General features: G+C 70.1%; 18 protein-coding genes and 3 pseudogenes. 15 read left to right on the top strand and 6 right to left on the bottom strand.

Going from position 1 to position 21,152, the window contains the following annotated elements; translation table 11 throughout:
- Positions 1-11 precede the first annotated feature (11 nt).
- Positions 12-1,490 carry a PHB depolymerase family esterase gene (locus ACIQ9G_RS29905; protein ID WP_403615645.1) on the bottom strand — a complete coding sequence of 493 codons (1,479 nt, stop codon included), beginning with the start codon at positions 1,488-1,490 and terminating at the stop codon, positions 12-14.
- A gap of 399 nt (positions 1,491-1,889) precedes the next feature.
- Between ACIQ9G_RS29905 and ACIQ9G_RS29900 the strand changes: the two genes are divergently transcribed.
- Positions 1,890-2,585: an alpha/beta hydrolase gene (locus ACIQ9G_RS29900; RefSeq protein WP_403615642.1), complete on the top strand. Its 696-nt coding sequence runs from the start codon at positions 1,890-1,892 to the stop codon at positions 2,583-2,585.
- A 127-nt stretch (positions 2,586-2,712) separates the two neighbouring features.
- Here the strand turns inward: ACIQ9G_RS29900 and ACIQ9G_RS29895 are convergent, their stop codons facing one another.
- Entirely contained in the window at positions 2,713-3,546 is an 834-nt protein-coding gene (locus tag ACIQ9G_RS29895; RefSeq protein WP_403615639.1) for a hypothetical protein, read from the bottom strand.
- A 44-nt stretch (positions 3,547-3,590) separates the two neighbouring features.
- Between ACIQ9G_RS29895 and ACIQ9G_RS29890 the strand changes: the two genes are divergently transcribed.
- Entirely contained in the window at positions 3,591-4,130 is a 540-nt protein-coding gene (locus tag ACIQ9G_RS29890; RefSeq protein WP_403615637.1) for a GNAT family N-acetyltransferase, read from the top strand.
- A 107-nt stretch (positions 4,131-4,237) separates the two neighbouring features.
- Here ACIQ9G_RS29890 and ACIQ9G_RS29885 read toward each other — a convergent pair whose 3' ends face one another.
- Positions 4,238-5,314, bottom strand: a complete 1,077-nt coding sequence (locus ACIQ9G_RS29885; protein WP_403615635.1) for a hypothetical protein — start codon at positions 5,312-5,314, stop codon at positions 4,238-4,240.
- A gap of 434 nt (positions 5,315-5,748) precedes the next feature.
- On the opposite strand from ACIQ9G_RS29885, the gene ACIQ9G_RS29880 reads away from it, so the two are divergent.
- The 5 genes from ACIQ9G_RS29880 to ACIQ9G_RS29860 all read left to right on the top strand — a co-directional run bounded on the left by ACIQ9G_RS29880 (position 5,749) and on the right by ACIQ9G_RS29860 (position 10,651).
- Positions 5,749-6,354 carry a DUF6461 domain-containing protein gene (locus ACIQ9G_RS29880; protein WP_403615633.1) on the top strand — a complete coding sequence of 202 codons (606 nt, stop codon included), beginning with the start codon at positions 5,749-5,751 and terminating at the stop codon, positions 6,352-6,354.
- Positions 6,355-6,800: 446 nt separating this feature from the next.
- A complete protein-coding gene (locus tag ACIQ9G_RS29875; protein WP_403615631.1) occupies positions 6,801-7,685 on the top strand; it encodes an alpha/beta hydrolase in 885 nt (294 codons plus the stop codon).
- An 846-nt stretch (positions 7,686-8,531) separates the two neighbouring features.
- Entirely contained in the window at positions 8,532-8,894 is a 363-nt protein-coding gene (locus ACIQ9G_RS29870) for a MarR family winged helix-turn-helix transcriptional regulator (protein ID WP_403615894.1), read from the top strand.
- Positions 8,891-10,324: an MFS transporter gene (locus ACIQ9G_RS29865; protein WP_403615629.1), complete on the top strand. Its 1,434-nt coding sequence runs from the start codon at positions 8,891-8,893 to the stop codon at positions 10,322-10,324. Before ACIQ9G_RS29870 ends, ACIQ9G_RS29865 begins: the two co-directional genes overlap by 4 nt.
- 33 nt (positions 10,325-10,357) lie before the next feature.
- Entirely contained in the window at positions 10,358-10,651 is a 294-nt protein-coding gene (locus ACIQ9G_RS29860; RefSeq protein WP_403615627.1) for a DUF1330 domain-containing protein, read from the top strand.
- Between the two features lie 318 nt (positions 10,652-10,969).
- On the opposite strand, the gene ACIQ9G_RS29855 is transcribed toward ACIQ9G_RS29860, so the two are convergent.
- Positions 10,970-12,130: an RNA-guided endonuclease InsQ/TnpB family protein gene (locus tag ACIQ9G_RS29855; RefSeq protein WP_403615626.1), complete on the bottom strand. Its 1,161-nt coding sequence runs from the start codon at positions 12,128-12,130 to the stop codon at positions 10,970-10,972.
- A gap of 23 nt (positions 12,131-12,153) precedes the next feature.
- On the opposite strand from ACIQ9G_RS29855, the gene tnpA reads away from it, so the two are divergent.
- The 3 genes from tnpA (at position 12,154) to ACIQ9G_RS29840 (ending at position 14,068) form a co-directional block, all read left to right on the top strand.
- Positions 12,154-12,582, top strand: a complete 429-nt coding sequence (tnpA, locus tag ACIQ9G_RS29850) for an IS200/IS605 family transposase (protein ID WP_403615623.1) — start codon at positions 12,154-12,156, stop codon at positions 12,580-12,582.
- A gap of 190 nt (positions 12,583-12,772) precedes the next feature.
- Complete coding sequence (locus ACIQ9G_RS29845; protein WP_403615621.1) at positions 12,773-12,898, top strand: hypothetical protein; 126 nt, start codon at positions 12,773-12,775, stop codon at positions 12,896-12,898.
- Positions 12,899-13,045: 147 nt separating this feature from the next.
- Positions 13,046-14,068, top strand: a complete 1,023-nt coding sequence (locus tag ACIQ9G_RS29840) for a LacI family DNA-binding transcriptional regulator (RefSeq protein ID WP_403615619.1) — start codon at positions 13,046-13,048, stop codon at positions 14,066-14,068.
- 143 nt (positions 14,069-14,211) lie between these two features.
- Here ACIQ9G_RS29840 and ACIQ9G_RS29835 read toward each other — a convergent pair whose 3' ends face one another.
- Positions 14,212-14,985: a class I SAM-dependent DNA methyltransferase gene (locus tag ACIQ9G_RS29835; protein ID WP_403615617.1), complete on the bottom strand. Its 774-nt coding sequence runs from the start codon at positions 14,983-14,985 to the stop codon at positions 14,212-14,214.
- Between the two features lie 267 nt (positions 14,986-15,252).
- On the opposite strand from ACIQ9G_RS29835, the gene ACIQ9G_RS29830 reads away from it, so the two are divergent.
- From ACIQ9G_RS29830 to ACIQ9G_RS29815, 4 genes and pseudogenes are all read left to right on the top strand, one after another.
- A complete protein-coding gene (locus ACIQ9G_RS29830; RefSeq protein WP_403615615.1) occupies positions 15,253-16,383 on the top strand; it encodes a cellulose binding domain-containing protein in 1,131 nt (376 codons plus the stop codon).
- A 323-nt stretch (positions 16,384-16,706) separates the two neighbouring features.
- Positions 16,707-18,437, top strand: a complete 1,731-nt coding sequence (locus ACIQ9G_RS29825; protein WP_403615612.1) for a glycoside hydrolase family 6 protein — start codon at positions 16,707-16,709, stop codon at positions 18,435-18,437.
- 47 nt (positions 18,438-18,484) lie between these two features.
- A pseudogene (locus tag ACIQ9G_RS29820) lies at positions 18,485-18,661 on the top strand (RNA-guided endonuclease TnpB family protein); the annotation flags it as partial.
- Between the two features lie 166 nt (positions 18,662-18,827).
- Positions 18,828-19,661, top strand: a complete 834-nt coding sequence (locus ACIQ9G_RS29815; RefSeq protein WP_403615610.1) for an ANTAR domain-containing protein — start codon at positions 18,828-18,830, stop codon at positions 19,659-19,661.
- 207 nt (positions 19,662-19,868) lie between these two features.
- Here the strand turns inward: ACIQ9G_RS29815 and ACIQ9G_RS29810 are convergent.
- Positions 19,869-20,479 (bottom strand): annotated as a pseudogene (locus ACIQ9G_RS29810) (TetR/AcrR family transcriptional regulator); the annotation flags it as partial.
- On the opposite strand from ACIQ9G_RS29810, the pseudogene ACIQ9G_RS29805 reads away from it, so the two are divergent.
- Positions 20,465-21,109 (top strand): annotated as a pseudogene (locus ACIQ9G_RS29805) (class I SAM-dependent methyltransferase); the annotation flags it as partial. The pseudogenes ACIQ9G_RS29810 and ACIQ9G_RS29805 overlap by 15 nt on opposite strands.
- Between the last annotated feature and the right edge of the window lie 43 nt (positions 21,110-21,152).

Genomic DNA, 21,152 nt, shown 5'->3' with positions numbered 1-21,152 from the left:
CGCCGCGCGGGTCAGGACGGGCAGCCGGAATCGGAGACCACGTAGTAGCCCGGCGACGTCTCCTCCAGTGTGTGGGTCTCGTACACGTTGTACAGGCCCATGTACTGGTTGGAGCCGTTGGCGTACACGTAGCCCAGGCTCTGGTGCGCGCGACCCGCGGCGACCTGGTTGTAGTTGTTGTCGGTGTAGCACTGGTGGGTCGCGCCGCTCGTGGTGGCCTGTACGGCGGCGGAGGCCGCTCCGACCGACCCGGATCCGTCCGCGGCGGCGACGGTGTAGCTGTACGTCGTACCGGCGGAGAGGCCCGTGTCCGTGAACGAGGTGCCGGTCGGGGCGCCGACCTGGGTGCCGCCACGGTAGACGCGGTAGGAGGCCGCGCCACCGACCGCGCTCCAGGAGAGGGAGACCGAGGTGTCGGTGGTGCCGGTGACGGTCAGGCCGGTGGGCGCGGGCAGGCTGCCGCTGCCACCGCCGTCCCCTGCCAGGCCCCAGAACTCCCCTATGTAGTACGAGGCGCAGATGTTCACGTCCAGGATGTAGCTGCCGGCGACGCCGCACTGCGTGGCCCCACTGCCCGGGTCGACGGGCTGGCCGTGCCCCATGCCGGTGATGGAGTACGACTCGACGACGTCGTTGCCGGAGCCGTCGCGGTACACCTTGTGCGGGTAGCCCTGGACCGTGTCACTGACGTCGGCGGTCGCGTCCGTGCCGTGCACGTTGGTCCATTGCTCGACCAGTTCGGTCATGTTCATCGGCTTCACCGTGGTGTCGCTGGAGCCGTGCCAGACCGACATCGTGGGGTACGGACCCGCGTAGGAGGGGTAGGCGGCGCGCACCTTGTCCCCCCACTGCTGCGGGGTGAGGTCCGAGCCCGGGCTCATGCAGTTCAGGCCTTCCGTCGTGCTGCGGGCACAGTCGAACGGGATGCCGGCGACGACCGCAGCGCCGCGGAAGACGTCCGGGTAGGCGGCGGCCATGACCGCGGTCATCGCGCCTCCGGCGGACAGGCCGGTGACGTAGACGCGCGAGGCGTCGGTGCCGTAGTCGGCCGCCATCCTGTCGACCATCTGCTTGATCGACAGCGCCTCACCCTGGCCGCGCGAGAAGTCGCTCTGCTGGAACCAGTTGAAGCAGGAGTTGGCGTTGTTGGCGGACTTCTGCTGCGGCAGCAGCAGGGCGAAGCCCCAGGTGTCGGCCCACTTCGTCCAGCCGGTCTCGTCGTCGAAGCCGGACGCGGACTGCGTACAGCCGTGCAGGGCGACGACCAGGGGGCGCCCGGCGGGCAGTCCGTCGGGAACGTAGCGGAACATCTGCAGGTTGCCGGGGTTGGAGCCGAAGCCCGTCACCTCGGTGAGGGTCGCCGCCTGGGCTGACACGGGGAACAGGCCCAGCAGCAGGCCGAACAGACACAGGATCAGGCCGAGGACGGAAGCACGTCTGCCGCCTCTCCCGCCGGTTCTACGGGAAGGGGCGTGGGGTCGCAGGCGCATCGATGTCTCCTTGTCCGCCCCGGGGCAGCCGACTGCCCGGGGCGTCGGGGGGAAGGGACTGTCACGCCACCACCGGCCGCCGCACCGTGGGGTCGGCGAGGTGACCGGGGCGTTCCTGTGACGGTACGACCGCGCCTCATGCAGCGCTCATGGATGGATCGAACACTTCTGAGGTCGGCCGGGTGTGCGCCGGATCCACTGACGGCGGATCAGCAGACCACCGTGGCGCCGAGATGCGACAAGTCCGCGGTCCGCCACGGGACGCCTGCCCTCGTGGCAGCCGTCAACGAACGGCTGTGAAAGGCGTGCCGACCGGCGCACGAGCTGCTTCGAAGCGAAGGGTTCTGCTGTCGGCCGATGTGGTCGCGCCTCCCATGGCATGAGCGACAGGATCGTCACATGCGGCCGATCTTCGTTCTCGTGCACAGTCCGTCCGTGGGTCCCTCGACCTGGCACCCTGCGGCCGAACACCTGACAGCGGCGGGATGTCAGGTACTGGTGCCGTCCCTGCTGCACATAGGCGCCGGCGCTCCGCCCTTCTGGCCCCGCACCGTCAGCGCCGTCCGCGACCACCTCCGGCAGATCTCAGCCGACCGCCCTCTCACGTTGGTGGCGCACAGCAACGCGGGCCTCTTCCTCCCAACGATTCGCTCGGGCCTCGATCATCCGGTGACCGGCTCGATCTTCGTCGATGCCGCCCTGCCGGCGCGGATCGGACCGACCCCTGTCGCCACACCCGAAGTGCTGGACTTCCTCCGCCCGATGGCGGTGAACGGCAAGCTGCCGCGGTGGACCGACTGGTGGGACGAGGCTGACCTCGCCCCCATGTTCTCTGATCCGGTGATGCGGCAGACGGTCGTCGAGGAGCAGCCCTCCCTGCCCCTGTCGTACTACGAGCAGCACATCCCTGTTCCCGACGGCTGGGACGACCATCCATGCTCCTACCTGCTGTTCGGCCCTCCCTATGACGGCCTTGCCGCCGAAGCACGCGAACGCGGCTGGCAGGTGGCACACCTGCCTGGCGGACACCTGCACCAGATCGTCGATCCTGCCGGAACAGCCCGGCACCTCATCGAACTCGCCACTACGACGTGAGCAGCCGGGCGACGTCGAATCCGGAGCGTGCGACGGAACCCGCGATTCTGGCCGTACTTGACCAGGTCACCCCATTTCCACGCCGCGTCCTGTCCGGGGCGGACCCGGAACAGCCGTTCCGGCCTGCCTACTGGTTGGCCCCGCGTCTCCTGACGAGCCACCTGCGCGCCGACGTCCCAAGGGCCAGGGCTCCCGCGGCCAGCGCCCAGTGCTGCCAGCGCCAGAGCGGATTCTGCCACCGCCAGAGCGGCGCGGGTGCGGCCTCGACGGGAATCGCCTCGAGGTCGTTGCCGGGCACAGGGTCGCTCGGACCGTAGACGGCGATGTTGCCCTTGGCGCCGGGGATCCGCTTGTCGATGCGGATGTTGAAGACGACGGTCCTCGAGGAGCCGGGTAGAGGTGCACCCAGATACGAGAGGTCGCAGAGGAAGAAGGGGTTGTCTCCATCCTGCGGCGGCCGGCACGAGTATCTGCGATCGTCGTCGTCCCCCTCCCAGGGGATGGACGTGACCGTGGTCCCAGGGGGCGGCACGACGGCGAACGATCCGGTGTCGGGGGAACCAGGGCCCAGGTTCGTCACACCGAGCCGCACCGCGATGGTGTCCCCCACCCTGCCCCTGACCGCGCCGCTGACAGGGGTGTAGTCGGCCGGGGAGGATTGGGACACCCCGACGGGGAAGGCCGTGCCGGCATGCGCCAGGCCGTGGGCCGCGGTGGCGGGCAACACGCGGGTGGTGGCCCAGGGCCGTTGGGGCGGACTCCGGTCGCTGGTGGGCAGCCGCGCCCCGGTTCCCCTCAGGGCGCCGGCCTTGGGAAGCGCCATGGCGACCTCGGCATACAAGGGGGTCTGAACCCCGGACGCCGACTGGGGCTGCGCCCACACCGGCCTCAGCACCGTCCCGAGCGCGGCAAGGGACACGACGGCGGCGCCGACTTGGCGCACGACGCCGCGCTCAGCCATGGGGGCCGGACCCGTCTGCTCGCAACCCTGTCTCACATCCCGATGTGGTCGGTGCGTCCTGCCGCGGCAGTGCGGGGCAGGACGTAACCGCAGCGCGTGGCAGGCGCAACCGTACCCTGCCCGGAAAACCGCCCGACTGGAGCAGTTCACAGACGCCCGGAGCCTTCGTGTGCGCAGCGTCGGCGGGGTGCCGGCACGGCGGTACTCGCGCTGGTCGGCATAGCCGCCGTCGGCAAACTCGCCGAGTCGATGGCACACCTCGTCCCATCCAACTCCCGCGAGAGCCCAACCCGTCGAGCGACAGGCCTTCTCTTTCGGATCAGGAGGCCGGGGAGGCCGAGCTCGGTTACATGTTCCTGCCGGAAGCGTGGGGATGCGGATACGCCGCCGAGGCGTGCGCGGCGGCACTCGACTGGTTCGCCGACGCACTCCCCGGCGAGCCGGTGGTGCTCTGCACCCAGACCGCCAGCCACCGCTCGATGCGCCTCGCGGCGAAGCTGGCGTTCACCGAGGTGGAGCGGTTCGAGGAGTTCGGCGCCGAGCAGTGGTTCGGCGTGTGGTCCTCGGTCACGCCGTCCGGTTGAGCCAGGCCGCGCCATTGCTTGCGGCGGTGATGCGGCGCTCGACGATGTTGCGCTGTCTGTCGGCGTCGTGGTCGAACGCGGGGCGGTAGGCGTCCGGGTCCCCCCAGTCAGGAAGGCCGACCGGTCCCGTTACCGGAGGAGGTGCGGGCGAACCAGGTGCGCGCCTCGTCTCCGGACAGGACGCGGGTGAGTTCGGCCGTGCCCGGGAGCAGCGGGAAGAACCGGTCGGCGTTCCAACTGCGTTGGTAGAGCGGCTCGTCCAGCACGAGCAGGCGGTGTCCCTCCACCACGGGGATGTCGTCGGGCAGTCCCTCGTTCCAGATCCGCTCGCCGTCCGGGGCGAGGAGTTCGAAGGACCCAGTCGCGACGGCCTCGGTGCGTCCTCGGGCGGGCTCGGGGTCCGTGGCCAGGCGGACGCTCTCGGCCGAAGGCGCGGTGCCGGGCACGTGGCCGCCGCCGACGAGGACGTGGGCGAGCAGCGTGTGCAACTGGAAGTTGTCCCCGATGCCGCCGATGCGCACCTCGAACCCTCTTCCGGTCGGCCGATGCAGCACGACCAGGGGCTCGTCGTCCAGGACCGCCAGCGCGTGGGCCAGGCACTTGAGGTCGTGCCGTTCCAAGGCTGCCAGGTCGCGGCAGGCGGCCAGGAGCGTGGATGCATGCCGACGGCGCACCTCAGCGCTGCGGCACAGCACGGCCAGCGCGGGCGGCTGCCATTGATCGACCGAGCACCAGGCCAGCGCCAACCGCGTGGCCTGGTACGCGTCGCCGCCCAGGCGGGCCGGCAGCGCATCGTCGATGATCTCCTCGTCGGGCTCCGGCAGTTCGTCCTCGGTCCCTCCGGCGGCTGTCCAGCGACGGGCGAACTCCAATGCGTCGAGCAGGTCTTGGTGGACGCCGCCGAGGATCGGCTCCGCGCAGGCCGCCGGATCGGCCCCGCGCTCGACGCAGAAGCCGGCCGCCGACGCCAGCAGCGGGCGCGGGCCGGTGGGTGGAAAGGCCGGGAGCAGCGCGGCCAACCGGGGCCCGGCCGAGACGCATTCGGCGTCCGTCGCCCGCTGCAGCCTCCTTATCGCAGCGGTGAAGGCACGCTCGGTGCGGGCACCGTCGCGAGCGTCAACGGCCTGCTCCAGCTCGGACACGGCGGCGCCGAGGTCCGAGGCCTGCTTCCTCTTGAAGATCACCGGCACACCTTAGGCCCGAGGGCTGTCCGGCGTCATCAGGTGACGGACCCAGAAACGCTGGCACGCGATCACAGGCTCCCCCTCGTCACTCTGGTCCGCTCGGCGCCGGCTTCGACAACGGCGTCCTGGTCGAACGTGAGCGTGAGGAGGCCACAGTGGCCTGATCACACGCCACCCGATCCGGAACTCGAGCAAACGGACCGTCGAATCGCCGTCGCCTGCCGCTGCGCTCAAGAGGTCCGCGAGTTCATGCCCGACTCGACCGTCTGATCGAAGGCCTCCGGCCACCTTCAGGACGTCACGCCCATTCCGCATGACACGCCAGTCCATAGGTCTTGACGATTCCTCTCACCGAGGTCGAGCGGGGCGCCACGTACGCCAAGACAGCGATGCGGCCGTAGCCTGTGTCAGTGCCATGAGCGAGGATCAATGGCATGACTACGAACGCTTCCGACTACACGTGGTTCGAGGAGCGCTTCCCTGATCTCGCGGAAGCGTATTGCTTCACGCTGGTGCACGATCTGACACCTTCTGACCTGCTCCACCGCCTCGACGGCCGAGACGAACCCTCCCTAACGGGCATCGACGCGGTCGTGGACGCGGCGTTCGACCTTTTGCGCCAATCGGACGGCAAGCGGCAGCTCGTCGCCATGGCCACCATCGGGCTCTGGGCCCTGCTGATCGAGCCGAACGGCTATCTCGGAGTCACGGAGGCCAGGGCACTGCCCGCCTCGGCGGGAACACGCTGGATATCACACTTCGTCAACATCAATGGTCTCGACGCCTTTCTCTGGGCCGAGGACGCCGTGAAGCGCCTCTGGTTCGAGCCCATGTTCCCCGATGACCGCTGGGGCGCCACACCGGACGAACTACTGGACGTCATGCACAGCATCGGTTTCCACTTCGGGGAAGACAGCCTCGGAACCGACCTCTCCGGACCGGCCGCGTTCGCCCTCGCTGAGCACCTGTCCGGCATCGCAATCACACCGGAACTGCTTCGGAATACCGAGTTCATCTGCGGCAGCGTCGAGGTCAGGTGACAGCGCGGCCTCCCTGCGCCAACCAGCTACGGGAAGGAGAGGAAAAGGCCCCCGGAGAACGCCAATGCGAGCACGTCGCCTCAGGTCTCAATGTGGCCTGAAGTGCGACGTCAAGACACTGGGCGCCTTCGCCGGAGGACGCAGGGCAATGCTCTTCCGCACCTACCCCTGCCTGAGGGCCGGGTGTGACCGCCGGCGGACCGCCGTGGAACCCGGTACGCGCTAGAGGCCCAAGTCACCTGTGGGGCTCAACGCTGGGCACGGTGGACCTCGACGGAGCGCGGACGCTGGTCCTGGTGGGACGTGGCCTTGCGAACCGGGACAGCCTCAGCCCCAAGCACGGGCCCGGCGTCGGGCCGCCTGCTGCTTCTCGGCAGACTGTTCGCGGCTACCGTTCACGTGGCCCGAGGCGGCCTGGCCGCACCGGGCAGAAGGAGGACGTCCGCATGACCACGCGCACCCCACAGGAACTCTCCGTCCCCGTACGCGGAGGCGATCTCGCCGTGACCCGGTGGCCGGGAGAGGGACCGGTGATCATCGCGCTGCACGGCATCACGGCGAACGGCCTGGCCTTCGGCGCCGCCGCCGAGCAACTCGGCGACGTCGATCTGTACGCCCCGGACCTGCGCGGCCGGGCCCACAGCGCCGGTCTCCCGGGACCCTACGGCATTCCCGCCCACGTCGAGGACATCGTCGCCCTGCTCGACCATCTGGGCCTGCGGCAGGCTTTGCTCGTCGGCCACTCGCTGGGTGCCTTCATCGTCGCGGTGGCCGCCGCCCGGCATCCGGACTGCTTTCCGCGCGTGGTCCTCGTCGACGGGGGCCTCGGCTTCCCCGTCCCCGCGGGCGCGGACATCGACGAGGTCATCGAGTCCGTCATCGGCCCCGCCATGCGGCGCCTGAAGACGACCTTCCCGGACCGCGAGGCCTACCTCGCCCTTTTCCGGGAGCACCCCTCCCTCACCGCCCACTGGGGCCCGCTCGTCCAGGCCTACGTGGACCGCGATCTGACCGGCGAGCCGCCCGAGATGCGGAGCAGTTGTGTCCTGGACGCGGTCCGGGCCGACGGCGCGGGCCCCCTCGGCGACCCCGAGACACTCGACGCCATCCACCAGCCGCAGGTGCGCGGCACGCTGCTGTGGGCGGAACGCGGACTGATGAACGAGCCCCAGGGCCTCTACGACGAGGCGCGCCTGGCCGCCGGCGGCCTCGCCCCGGAACGGATCACCACCCGCCGGGTCGACGACACCAACCACTACACGATCCTGTTCGCGAAGAACGCGACGGCAGCCCTCGCGGAAACGGTGCACGCCGAGCTTGAACAGATGTAGCACCCCCACCTCCGCGGGTCGTCGGGCAGGGCCGTTTGTGCCTGACCGGCGAGGGGGGAGGGAGGCCCCACACTCAGCCCAGGGCAGCATCAGGTGCCGTCGGTGACGGGCACTGACCGGCGGCCCACGGTGAGCTGAGCGCGTCTCGACCACGGCTGACCTTTGTCTCCCCCGGCGCTTGCAGGGGACGCGGCGCGGCCCGCCCCTTGCCGCCCTCCCGATCGAGCGGACCGCGCTACGCCGGGGTAGGGGGCCGATTCCCGCCGCCGGGGCGGGAACGGATCTGCTCCCACCTCGTCGCGCGGCCCGGCGGCAACGACCGGGCGCGCGGGTGAGGCGGTGGGGCATCGGCTCGGACCGGTTCCCGCCCGGGAGCGAAGCACATGGGGCCAGCGCTGCGCCTACATGGGACCGGTGAACCTCAAGGAGCGACTCTGTCGGGAATCTTTAGGTTCGGGGTCTTTTACCCTGCCTTCACCACAGGGGCCGGGGCAGTCCTCGTTTGTCGAGGTAATGCTGGAACGCCGTGGGCGGGCGCGCGGGCCGCCATTCTGTCGCCGGGCACTGAGACGGCCATGGCCCACCACGCGCCGGAGGTGCTGGACGAGTACTTCCTGGTCGACGGGCGCGGCAGGTTCCGGCTGCGCAGCGAGCGCGATGGCCGGCCGCCGTCGCGGGTGCGGATCGAGGCCGCCCACGCCAGTCGACCATTTCCATAAACTATGAATATAAAAATGCTATGCTTCGAGCATGAGTCGTCAAGACACCGCTCCTGGCGCGTCCGCCGCCATCGGGGCAGCCCTCTACGGCCTGGCCACCAGGGCCGCGAGACGCCTGCCCCGGGACATGAGCCTGACGTCCGCCGCCACCCTGGCCACCCTGAACCGGACCGGCCCGCGGCGCATCACCGATCTGGCCGCGGTCGAGGGCGTCACCCAGCCCGCGATGACCGCCCTGGTCCGGGTGATGGAGGAGTCCGGCCTGGTCGAGCGGCGGGGCGACGCGTCCGACAAGCGGGTCACGCTGGTGTGCCTGACCGAGGCCGGCGCCTCCTATGTCCGGACGCGGCGCCAGGCGGGCGTCCACGCGTTCGAGCGGTTGATCGGCGAGCTCACCGGCGACGAGGTCGAGGCGCTGGTGGCGGCCCTTCCGGCGCTGAAGCATCTGGCAGAGCTCGAAAGCCAGGACCGCGAAGGGCCGAAGCGGTGACCGGGCAGCCGGTCGGCGGGGTCGCGTCGAAGGCGTTCCCGGTGGCGCGTTCCGAGGCGCGGCTGCTGGTCCCCGCCCTGATGTTCATCGCTCTGGTCGTGGCGGCGGTCGCCAGCCTCGGGACGCCGCTCATCACCAGCGTGGCGACCTCGTTCCACGTCTCGCTCGGCAGCGCGCAGTGGACGCTGACCGTCGCGCTGCTCAGCGGCGCCGTCGCCACGCCGGTCCTGGGCCGGCTCGGAGCCGGCCCGCACCGGCGGGCCACGATCCTCGCCACGCTGGCGGTCGTCGTCGCCGGCAGCGCGCTCACCGTGCTGCCGCTGCCGTTCGCGTGGCTGCTGGCCGGCAGGGCGGCCCAGGGCGTCGGGCTCGGGCTGACGGCGCTGATGATGGGCGTGGCCCGGGACCACCTCCCCGAGGAGCGCAGCGCGGCCGTGATCGCCCTGATCTCGGTGGTCTCGATCATCGGGGCCGGCGTCGGCTACCCGCTGGCCGCACTGCTCGCCGAACTCGGCGGGGTACGGGCCGCCTACGGCCTCGGCCTGGTCGTCACCGCCGCCGCCCTCCTGACCGCGTGGCGCTCCATGCCCGAAGCCCCCGAAGGCCGCTCCGCCCACGTGGACGTGGCAGGCGCGGTCGTCCTGGCCGCTGCGCTGCTCCTGGTGCTGTTCCTCGCCGGCGAACGGAATCTGTGGAGCCGGCACCTCGCCCTGGCGGCGGGCCTCGCCGTCGTCGCGGTGGTGCTGCTCTGCGTCTGGGCCGTCATCGAGCTGCGCAGCACGACGCCCCTGGTCGATGTGCGGGCGGTGCGGCACCCGGCGGTCGCCGGGGCGAACCTCGCCATGTTCGTCGGCGGGATCGGCATGTACCTCCTGCTCACGCTCATCACCCGGTATGCGCAGACGCCGCACGGCGCCGGCTACGGCTTCGGGCTGACGACCTTCGTCGCCGGGCTGGTCCTCATCCCGTTCTCGCTGCTGGGGTTCGTCGCCGGCAAGCTCACGCCGCGGGTCCGGACGCGGATCGCCGACCCCCTGCTCCTGGCCGGCAGCGCCGTCGTGGTCGGCGGCGGGTTCGCCCTGTTCGCGGCGGCCAGGTCGGACCTGGCCGAACTGTTCGCGGCGATGGGCGTGCTCGGCTTCGGCGTCGGCGGCTTCTCGGCCGCGATGCCCGGCGTCATCCTGGCCGTCACCCCCAAGGGCGAGACGTCGAGCGCCATGAGCTTCAACTACGTCGTCCGCAGCGTCGGGTACTCCCTGGGCAGCGCCATCGGCGGCCTGATCCTCGCCGCGGGCACCGGCCCCGGCCACCTCTTCCCCGACGACAGCGCCTACACCACCACGGCGCTGGTCGGCATCGGCGCCATGGCGATCACGACGCTGACAAGCCTCGCTCTCGCCCGCCGACGCTCGTCCGAGACCAACCCGTAAGTCAGATGCACTCATCCCGACACTAGAGGTTCCATGCCCAAGGGCTACTGGGTCAGCGCCTACCGCACCATTTCAGACCCTGAGAAGCTGGCTGCTTACAACAAGCTGGCCGGTCCGGCCGTCGAGGCCGGGGGCGGTCGGATCCTCGCCCGTGGCAGTCGGGTCGTGGCGCATGACGCCGGAATCGCCGAGCGCACCGTCCTGATCGAGTTCGACAGCTTCGAGCAGGCCATCGCGGCGCACGAGAGTGCGGCCTACCAGGAGGCGCTGGTCGCCCTCTCCCACGGCGTCGAGCGCGACTTCCGCATCGTCGAAGGCATCGACTGACCGAGGTCCAGTGGATCTTCACCGAAACTCAATGAACGACAGCAACCCGACGAACCGGTCGCGGCCGTCCTGCCACACGCCGTGCGGCTCCATCCCGTCACGGACCCGGGCTTCGGCCTGTCGGCGTGTGGCAGCTCGGGCCAGCACGTACACCCGTACAGCAGTTTCTGCGAAGCCGCCCGTTATCCTGCCTTGTCGTCAACTACTCGGCCCCTGAAGGGACCGAGCTTGGAAGCTGAGTCCCTGAGAGGGCTTTGCTTATGCTCCCGACTGCCCCCTACGACGGGACGGTCACGGGTCACATCTACGGTCCCCACACTATGCAGGGACCGGATCGGGCATGTTGACGAATACCCACGCCGTGGCCCCTCGCTGCGCGATGTTGACCCCGGCGACGTGATCGGCCGGGCCAGCGAGCCCGCACCGACGACAGTGGAAGTGGTCCCGAGTCGGGCGGTTGGCGCGCTCGGTGTTGCCGCAGCGCGGACAGCGCTGCGAGGTGTAGGCCGGGTCCACCTCGATGAACGGGACGCCGGCGCGCTTGGTCTTGTAGGCGATGAACGCGCCGAGCTGGTGGAACGGCCAGGAGGACTGACGTGCTCGCTGGTCGCGGGAAACCGTAACCCGCTCACGGATACCGCCCAGTCTTTCCAGGGCGATACCGCGTTCGGTGCGTTGGGCGACAGCAACAACAGTCTTGGAGATCTTGTGGTTGATGTGGGTGGCGTGCCGGGCCTCACGGCGGGCACGCTTCTTGAGAAGCTGCTTCGCGCTCCGGGTCCGCCTGGCCTGGAGCTCGGCTTTCTTGCGGGCCTGCCAGCGTCGGTAGCGGCCCAGACGGCGGCCGGTGTGGTTGTCCCCGTCACTGGTGGTGGCGAGGTTGTTGATGCCCCGGTCCACCCCGATGAAGCCCTTCGGCTCGTACAGGTCCGGCTCGCAGACGTCGATCGTGGCGACTAGGAACAGCTTCCCGTCACGCCGGATCAGGTCGGACTCGCCCTTGCGGCGCTCGGTGAGCTGCTTGAGCGCATCGGCTGAGCAGGCGAAGCGGACATTCTTGATCCGGCCCGCGAGGGTCCAGATGCTCACCGTCCGGGCGTCGTAGTTCCACGACAGGCACCGGTCGTCATAGGTGTGTGCCGCGTCGCGACGGAAGGCGATCGGCTTGGACTCCGCCTTACGGCGCCGCCTGGAGCCCTCCGGTCCGAGGTTCCCGGCCCGGATGTTCGCCCGCAGCGTGGTGTACGAGTCGGCGACCCGTTTGATGATGTGCTGCGCGGCCTGCGCGCCGAATCCCCGGTCCTTCAACTCGCTGTAGCACAGCTTCCGCAACTCCCGCACTGCCCCCTTCAGCCCGAAGCGCTCGAAGGAGACGGCTGAGACCCAGTTCGCGGCCTCGTTCGCCGCGTGCAGGGTGTGCTCAACAGCCGGCGCCTGCATGGCATCCGGCGTGAGCTTGACCTGCACGGTGATCTTCACACACGCATCGTAACATCGTGTCTATGTCACCACGCTGGGAACCAAACGCCGACATCCGCAGGGGCCGTAGCGTTGTCTACACCCTTCATGCGCATCTGGTCTTCATTCCCAAGTACCGGCGGAAGGTCTTCACCGACGCGATCCTCACCAGGTGTGAAGAGATCATGCGGGAGGTGTGCGCCAAGGCCGACGTCGAACTGCGGGAGTTCAACGGTGAGACGGACCACGTCCACCTGCTCGTGCACTACCCGCCGCAGGTCAAATTGTCCGCCCTGGTCGGCTCCCTCAAGGGCGTCTCCGCGCACTACCTGCGCAAGGAGTTCCCCGACCACATCAAGAAGTACCTCTGGGGTGAGCGCTTCTGGTCCCCCTCGTACTTCGCCGCCTCTTGCGGGGGCGCCTCACCGGCCGTGGTCAAGGAATACATCGAGAACCAGAAGCGCCCGGACTGAGCGCGGCGCCGTTGTGGGAGCTTCACGCAGCGATGCGGCGGCGCTCCGCGCCGCCCAGCTCAGGATGCGATTCCTCCCGAGCCCCTAAAGGGGCCGGGGTTCCTCGCAAGAACACGCTGAACCGTACGTCCGGTGGTAGGGGCTGACCGGCCGTACGACAGTGTTTCCCTGCGGGGACTGCGGCACGGTCATGACGCTCCTGTTCACCGTGGCCGGCGACGACGAGACAGGCGCCGTAGTCGGCCAGTGGGGAGAACTGCGCATCTTCACCTGCCCCGCCGACCACCACCACGCCCTCCAGGCAGACCTGCACTGACCTTGGGCGCACCGCCCGCACCTCGATCCACCGGACAGGCCGGCAATCACACGCGCAGCCAGGCGGATTGTGGGCTTCGGAGCCGCGGGAACGGCTGTGTCGGAGTCGTCCGGATCGTAGGATCGGTGATCTCTGGGGGAGGTGGTCATGGGCAGGCGGCACCCGGGCACTCCGACGCTGGAGGAGGTGGCCGCCCGCGCCGGAGTGGGCCGGGGCACGGTCTCCCGGGTCATCAACAACGCGGCGGGCGTCAAGGAGTCGACGCGACAAGCCGTACGGCGAGCCATCGCGGAACTGGGGTACGTGCCCAACCTGGCGGCCCGGTCCCTCGCCGGACGACGAGCCGACGCCGTCGCGCTCGTCATGGCGGAGCCGGACTGGCGGTTGTTCGCCGAGCCGTTCTTCTCCGAGATCGTCCGGGCGATCGGCGACGCGCTGGCCGACACCGGACCACAGCTGCTGCTGACCCTGGTCCGCTCGGGAGCCGAGCGGCAGCGCTTCCTGGAGTACGCCCGTGGCGGCCGGGTCGACGGCGTGCTGCTGATGTCCGTCCACGCCGACGATCCGCTGCCCGACATGCTCGCCGAGGCCCGGCTGCCGACCGTGCTGCTGGGGCGCCGCTCGGGCGACGAGCACGTCAGCTACGTCGACGCGGACAACGTCGGCGGGGCGCGCGGCGCGGTCGCCCACCTGCTGGCCACGGGACGGCGGTCGATCGCCACGATCACCGGGCCGCTCGACATGTACGTCGCCCAGTGCCGGCTGCGCGGCTACCGCGAGGCCCTGGCGCAGGCCGGCCTGGACGCCCGGCCGTCGTGGGTCGCCGAGGGCGACTTCACCGAGGAGAGTGGTCGCCAGGCCATGGCGCGGCTCCTGCGACGGCATCCGGAGATCGACGGCGTCCTCGCCGCGTCGGACACGACGGCCGCAGGGGCCCTGGTGACGCTGCGCGCGGCGGGACGCCGGGTACCGGAGGACGTCGCCGTCATCGGTTTCGACGATTTTCCCCTGGCCCAGCGCACCGAGCCACGACTGGCCACGGTTCGGCAGCCCCTCGAGGACATCGGCAGGACCATGGTCCAGCTGCTGCTCCAGGAGATCGAGGAGTCGTCGGTGGCCTGGCGCCACGTGATCCTGCGAACCGAACTGGTGCTGCGCGAATCGGCCTGAGCGCTGTCGGCGACGACAGGGACGTCCACGGCGGGCGCTCGCCGCGTCCCACGAGGGGGGCCGGCCGAAGCCGAACCCGCCGGTGAGCGGACGGCAGGGCGGGCACGATCCCCCGGCTGCGACGACGGTCCGCTGTCCAGAACCTAGTCGTCCGAGCCGGTGGCCGACGGCGGTACCTCGACGACGAAGAACAGGAAGCAGGGCTTGTTCGAAAGGTCGTGGAAGCCGTCGGGGAACAGCTCACGGGCGACCGGGTCGGGCTGCGGTTCGCTGATGGCGGAGAGGCGGAAGCCGGCGGTGGTGAAGGCGTCGGTCATCGCGTGCAACGGCTTGCGCCAGAACCTCATCGGGACGGACTGCCCGTTGAACGTCCAGTCGAAGGTATAGCTGGTGGTCGCGAAATAGTCGGGCCGAGGGTCCTGGATCGCGTAGGCCACGAAAGGGTGGTCCACCGACGCGATCAGTCGGCCGCCGGGCCTGAGCACTCGCCGTAGCTCGGCCAGCGTCGGCCCCCAGTCCTCCAAGTAGTGCAGCACCAGCGACGCGACCACGTCGTCGAACGCACCGTCGGCGAACGGCAGGCGGTCGCTCAGGTCGACCAGGTGCAGGACCGCGTCGTCACCGAGCCGCCGCCTGGCCAGTGCCAGCATCCCGGCGCTGGCGTCGATGCCTGTGACGACGGCACCGCGGTCGCGCAGCGCGGCGGAGAGGGGGCCCGAGCCGCAACCGGCGTCCAGGATCCGACGGCCCGACACGTCTCCGGCGAGGGCCAGCATCGCGGGGCGCGCGTAGTGCGCGTTCACGAGGTTGTTCTCGGTCTCCGCCGAGTACGCCTCGGCGAAGCGGTCGTAGTGATTCGCCGGAACCGGGTCCACAGGCCGGGCGACGCTCTCGGGCACGTTGGTTGCGCGTTCCATCGTCGCAGCCTATTGGTCACATGATCCAACGGACAGAACTCAGCAACGAGTTCGGGAGCGCTCCCAACTCGGCTGCTTGTCAATGGAGTTGGCCAGTCGCCTCTGACCTGCGCCTGCGAAAGAAACTCGACGGCTTCGTGTCCATCGCCTTGTCAAGGCCATGACCCTCTCCTACATTCCCCTCAAACGGAGGTAATGGGAGCGCTCCCACTCCAGTACGCGGCGACGCTCCCGCGATCACTCCCCCACCCCTCCGAGAGGACCCCCATGCAGATGTCATGGCACCCCCTCCCCCGCAGAGCCCACGGCCTGTTCGGCGCACTCCTCTCCTCGCTCGCCACCCTGGCGGCGCTGCTCGGCGGCGCCCCGGCGGCCCAGGCCGACACATCGATCTGCGAACAGTTCGGATCGACCACGATCCAGGGCCGCTACATCGTCCAGAACAACCGCTGGGGCACCAGCCAGACCCAGTGCATCACCGCCACCGACTCGGGTTTCCGGATCACCCAGGCCGACGGCTCGGTGCCGACGAACGGTGCCCCGAAGTCGTACCCGTCCGTCTACAACGGCTGCCACTACACCAACTGCTCACCGGGCACCGCTCTTCCGGCGCAGCTGAGCCGCATCGCCGCCGCGCCGACCGGCATCTCCTACGGCTACGTGAGCGGCGCGGTGTACGACGCGGCCTACGACATCTGGCTCGACCCCACACCCCGCACCGACGGCGTCAACCGGACCGAGATCATGATCTGGTTCGACAAGGTGGGCCCCGTTCAGCCCGTCGGCTCGCAGGTCGGCACGAGCAACGTGGCCGGGCGCCAGTGGCAGGTGTGGTCCGGCAACAACGGCTCCAACGACGTCCTCTCCTTCGTCGCCCCGGCGGCGATCTCCAGCTGGAACTTCGACGTCATGGACTTCGTCCGGCAGGCCGTCTCGCGTGGGCTGGCACAGAACGGCTGGTACCTGACCAGCGTGCAGGCCGGTTTCGAACCCTGGCAGAACGGCACCGGACTCGCCGTGACCTCCTTCTCCTCGACGATCGACACCGGTGGCGGGAGTCCCGGCGGGCCCGGCACCTCCTCGGCCTGCGCCGTGTCGTACGGGACGAACGTCTGGCAGGGCGGCTTCACCGCCGACGTCACCGTCACCAACAGCGGTTCCTCACCGGTCAGCGGCTGGAAGCTGGCGTTCACACTGCCGTCCGGACAGCAGATCACCCATGCCTGGAACGCCGGTCTCACGCCGTCGTCGGGAGGGGTCACGGCGAGCAATGCCGCCTACAACGCGGAGATCCCGGCCAACGGCAAGGCGTCCTTCGGCTTCCAGGGCACCTACGTCGGCGCCTTCGTCAAGCCCGCGGGCTTCAGCCTCAACGGCACCGCTTGCACGCCCGTCTGACACCTGGGGTGGCGCTCACGCCGCAGGAGACAGCGGCTACGCCGTAGGTCACGCGGTCTCCCGTCAGACCGCGCGCGCCAGTACCGCTCACCGAGGCCACAGGCCGCCACAGCCGGTCCACCGAACCAGGTCGATTCACACCGCCGTCTCCTCCGGCTCCTCGCTCGGGGAGCCGCCACCACCTCGTTCGGACGCCCGTCGCCGGGCCGGCCCGCACTGCATCGGCAGCCGCCCGGACCGGTCCCGGCAGCGCGCGCACCGCCCCACGCGACACACCCTTGCACCACCTTGCACTCCCCACAGAGCAACCTGAAGGAGGACACGTGACACACGCCCCTGGACGAGTGCGGGCACCCGAGCCGGGCCGGCCCCGGCGCCGGAAGACCTCACTCACCGCGGCGCTCGCCGCCCTGGCGCTGGCGCTGAGCATGGCGGGCCAGCTGACAGGGCATCCGGCGGCCGCTGCCGAGGCACACGCCGACAACCCGTTCGCCGGAGCCACCTTCTACGTCAACCCCGACTACGCCGACCTGGTCGGCACCTCGGCGGCGCAGATCGCCGACGCCACGCTCAAGGCCCGGATGCAGAGAGTGGGGACGTACCCCACCGCGGTGTGGCTCGACCGGATCGCCGCCATCAAAGGCGGCGACGCCAACGCCGGCCGCAAGAGCCTCGCCGACCACCTCGACCTGGCCCTGACGCAGAAGAAGCCCGGGCAACCGATCGCCGCGACCTTCGTGATCTACGACCTGCCCGGCCGGGACTGCGCGGCCCTTGCCTCCAACGGCGAACTCCCCCTCACCCAGGCCGGACTCGACCGCTACGAGAGCGAGTACATCGACGCCATCGCGAACGTCTTCAAGAACCCGAAGTACCAGGACGTCCGCATCACGACCGTCATCGAGCCCGACGGGCTGCCCAACCTGGTGACGAACACCGCCGACCCGGAGTGCGCCCAGGCGAAGAGCACCGGCATCTACGTCAAGGGCATCCAGTACGCCCTGGACAAGCTGCACGCCGTCCCCAACGTCTACACCTACCTGGACTTCGCGCACGCGGGATGGCTGGGCTGGGACAACAACCTCTCGCAGACCGTGCAGCTCTACACGGACGTCGCCAAGGGCACCTCGGCGGGCTTCGCCGGCGTCGACGGACTGATCACCAACGTCGCCAACTACACGCCGCTCACGGAACCCTTCCTGACCGACCCGGACAAGAACGTCGGCGGGAACCCGGTCAAGTCCGGCAAGTTCTACGAGTGGAACCCCAATTTCGACGAGACCGACTTCACCAGGAACGTGCACCGGGCGCTCGTCGCTGCGGGCTGGCCCGATGCGACCGGCATGCTGATCGACACCTCCCGCAACGGGTGGGGCGGCACCGGGCGCCCCAGCGCGGAGAGCACCAGCACCAGTCTCGAGACCTACGTCGGCGACTCCCGAGTCGACCGCAGGGCCCACCGGGGCCTGTGGTGCAACGTCAGCGGCGCCGGGCTCGGACAGCCCCCGCAGGCCGCTCCCGCCGGCTACCCCGACTCCCACCTCGACGCGTTCCTGTGGGTCAAGCCGCCGGGCGAGTCGGACGGCGCCGCCACCGACATCCCCAACGACGAGGGCAAGCGCCTGGACCCCATGTGCGACCCCACGTACACGGCACCCAACGCGGGCAACAACAAGACCGGCGCCCTGCCGAACGCTCCCCTGGCCGGGCACTGGTTCCCCGACGCGTTCGCGATGCTGGTGCGGAACGCCTACCCGACCGTGCCCGCGGACGGCGGCGGCACCCCGGGCGGTGACACCTCCGCGCCCACCGCACCGACCGCGCTGAAGGCGACGGTGTGGACCGCCACCAGCGTCTCCCTCGCCTGGACCGCGTCCACCGACGACACCGGGGTGAGCGGTTACGACGTCTACCGCGACGGCAACAAGGTCACCGTCACGCAGGTGACCGGCACCGCCTTCACCGACACCAAAGACCAAGTGAACGTGCATCACGAAAACACAGTGTCGGCCAGTCCTGCTGTTCTGCATCTCAGCCATCACCCGATTACGTAGGGTGCTCGGTATGCAGCTTCGGTACGGCTTCCGCCTGTACCCGACAACAGGCCAAGCGGACCGCCGAGCGGGCCTGGCTGGGCGAGGTCTCCGCGGTGGTACTGCAACAGGCGCTGCGCGATGCCGAGGCCGCCTACCGCAACTTCTTCGCCTCCCTCAAGGGGCAGCGCGCGGGGCCCACCAGTCTGGGCGCGCCGAGGTTCAAGTCACGCAAGCAGGCGCGGGGCCTCCCCCAGAGCGGCACCCTGGCCCTAGACAGGCCCCGGCCCAGGTGTGCGTACTGTGAAACGAGGAAGGTGTTTGGGCAAACAGGCACCGCAGCGCTGTCAGCAGCGCGGACGTCGCCGCGTGGCGCCGACCCGGATGCTGCCAGATAAGGAGGCCCTGCCCGTGACCCAGTACCCGCCAACGCCCACTACCCGCCCGATCACCGGACACCTTGCTCAGGACGTCGAGCAGCAGGCGATCGATGAGCGGAACCGGCGACTGGCGCGCGCCGGCGTCGCGCGCGCCGAACGGCTCCTTGTCACGCGCTACCGGCTCTCGTCCGCCAGTGAGGCATTCGACCTTCTGCGTCACACCTCCCAGCGGTTCAACATCAAACTGCACACTCTCGCCGAGACGGCCATCCGCGTGCCCGCTCCGGCGGCGGGCGCCGTGAACTGGGTCCCGAGCCGTCCGCACGGGGCGGCGCCCCCGCTGCCCGTACTGGAGACGAACGGGCAGGGGCTCGTCAGCCACAGTGCCGTCCTGAAGGCCGCACTGACCCGTACTCTGCACATCACCGGTGCCGAGATGGGCAATGTGCAGCTGGTGGAGAACGGCATGCTCCGTATGGAGAAGCACAGCGGGCTGAGCCGCCGCTTCACCGACTACTTCGCCTTCGTCGAAACCTCCACCACCTCCTGTGCGCAGGCCGCGGAGGAGAGTCGTCAGGTCACCGTCAAAGATGTCGCCGCCTCCGACGCCTTCGACGAGGGCTCCCGGCAGGTGATCCTGCAGGCCAGCAGCCGCGCCTGCCACAGCGTCCCCCTGCGCAGCCCGAACGGCACCGTGATCGGCATGATCTCCTCCCACCACGAGCAGACCCTGCACGACCTCACCCCTGCCCAGCTGGCCGAGCTCGATCAGGTCGGCGGCCAGGTCGGCCGCTGGCTGCTCTGGCACCGCAACACGGCCGTCTTCACCGCCCTCAACCATCTCCACGCCAACGCCATCCGCTGACTCGCGACAGGTGTCGGCTCACCGGCGGTGGGCACTCCGGCTGCAAGGGCTCGCTTGGGGACGCAGGCGAGAGTCGCCGGCCCAGCGGCCGGCGCCTGTGTGTCCGCCGGCCTCCACCCCAGGCGGCCGGCGGGCACACCCCCAGTCCCCGTGGCCGACGGAGCCGTCCGTCTCCGGCTCCGCGAATGACCCACCAGACGGCTTCCAGCCCTCCACCAACGCGGCCCCCAAGCGCGTCATGGAGGGCCGTGGGTCAGGTGTCTCCGGCCAGCTGGTCATCAGGAGGTGGTGGGCAGTGCCGACGACGGCGAGGGCCACGGTGTCCGGGTCGACGGTCTCCGCCACCCGGCCGAGCCTTCTTTCGGCCTTCAGATAGCCGGTGACGGCCTCCTGGATCGCGGTGAGGCCCGGCGCCCCGCCTTCCAGGGCCTGTCGGATGCGCAGCGCGGTGTCGGGGCGGCTGACGGCAAGACCCGAGAGAGCCGGGCGGGCCGAGTCGAACAGGACGAGGGCGACGGCGTTGAAATTCTGCGCCACCGTGTCTTGTCCGGCGAGCCCCGCGAGTTCCTGCGCCTTCGCCGCCGCCCGCGCGAACCGGTCGAGGCAGAGCTCGGCCACGAATTCATCGAGCCCCGCGAAGTGCGCGTGCAGCAGACCCTTGGAGCAGCCCGCCTCCGTCGTGACGGCCCGGCTGGTGAGCGCGCCGGGCCCGCCCCGCCCACGACGCGCTCGGCCGCCGCGAACAGCCGCTCGCGTACGTCCGGCGTCGCCACTCCGCGCGGTGCCTTGGGCCTCTCTCGTTCTCGCCCCAAGGGCATGCGCTGGGCCTCGACCTGTCCGGCCCGATGCTGGCCGCGGCGCGGGCCCGTGCGGAGAGGGAGGGCCTCGCCAACGCATCCTTCACGCAGGGAGACGCCCAGGTGTACCCCTTCGAAGCAGGCGCGTTCGACACGGCGGTCAGCCGCTTCGGGGTGATGTTCTTCGCCGATCCGGTAGCGGCCTTCGGTAACGTCGGCCGGGCGCTGCGGCCCGGCGGGCGCCTGGCGTTCGTCTGCCCGGCTGACGCCGCACTCAACGGCTGGGTGGCGGCGATGGCGTCACTGCGCGACCTTCTGCCCGTCGGCGACTTCGGGCGGCCGGGGCTGCCCGGCATGTTCTCCCTGGCTGCCCCAGAGCGCATCCACGACGTCCTCACCAAGTCCGGGTTCACCGGCATCAGCATCAACCAGGCGCAGGCGTAAGGGACATGGGGGCACGGAGCCGAGGACGCGGCGCGATTTCTGCTGGGTACCGGCCCCGGCCGCCACCTGATGGAACAGGCTGATGCACCCGCGCGGGCCCGAGCTTGCCGCAGCCTGACGGACCATCTACGCGCCCAGCAGGCGGCGGACGGCACGGTCCGGCTTCGCAGCACGTCGTGGCTGGTCACGGCGGACCGCCCGGCCGACCCATCCGACAGGCTCCAGCAGGGCAGCGGTGTGCTCGCTCATC

Origin of the sequence: Streptomyces sp. NPDC096152 (assembly GCF_044763235.1) — a bacterium.
Lineage (GTDB): Bacteria > Actinomycetota > Actinomycetes > Streptomycetales > Streptomycetaceae > Streptomyces.
Note: the sequence above shows the minus strand (reverse complement) of the source record. Positions and strands in the feature narration are given on the sequence as shown.

Coding starts and splice junctions, on each gene's coding strand:
- ACIQ9G_RS29905 (WP_403615645.1), bottom strand. CDS start 1,490: ATGCGCCTGCGACCCCACGCCCCTTCCCGTAGAACCGGCGGGAGAGGC.
- ACIQ9G_RS29900 (WP_403615642.1), top strand. CDS start 1,890: ATGCGGCCGATCTTCGTTCTCGTGCACAGTCCGTCCGTGGGTCCCTCG.
- ACIQ9G_RS29895 (WP_403615639.1), bottom strand. CDS start 3,546: ATGGCTGAGCGCGGCGTCGTGCGCCAAGTCGGCGCCGCCGTCGTGTCC.
- ACIQ9G_RS29880 (WP_403615633.1), top strand. CDS start 5,749: ATGACTACGAACGCTTCCGACTACACGTGGTTCGAGGAGCGCTTCCCT.
- ACIQ9G_RS29875 (WP_403615631.1), top strand. CDS start 6,801: ATGACCACGCGCACCCCACAGGAACTCTCCGTCCCCGTACGCGGAGGC.
- ACIQ9G_RS29870 (WP_403615894.1), top strand. CDS start 8,532: ATGAGCCTGACGTCCGCCGCCACCCTGGCCACCCTGAACCGGACCGGC.
- ACIQ9G_RS29860 (WP_403615627.1), top strand. CDS start 10,358: ATGCCCAAGGGCTACTGGGTCAGCGCCTACCGCACCATTTCAGACCCT.
- tnpA (WP_403615623.1), top strand. CDS start 12,154: ATGTCACCACGCTGGGAACCAAACGCCGACATCCGCAGGGGCCGTAGC.
- ACIQ9G_RS29845 (WP_403615621.1), top strand. CDS start 12,773: ATGACGCTCCTGTTCACCGTGGCCGGCGACGACGAGACAGGCGCCGTA.
- ACIQ9G_RS29840 (WP_403615619.1), top strand. CDS start 13,046: ATGGGCAGGCGGCACCCGGGCACTCCGACGCTGGAGGAGGTGGCCGCC.
- ACIQ9G_RS29835 (WP_403615617.1), bottom strand. CDS start 14,985: ATGGAACGCGCAACCAACGTGCCCGAGAGCGTCGCCCGGCCTGTGGAC.
- ACIQ9G_RS29830 (WP_403615615.1), top strand. CDS start 15,253: ATGCAGATGTCATGGCACCCCCTCCCCCGCAGAGCCCACGGCCTGTTC.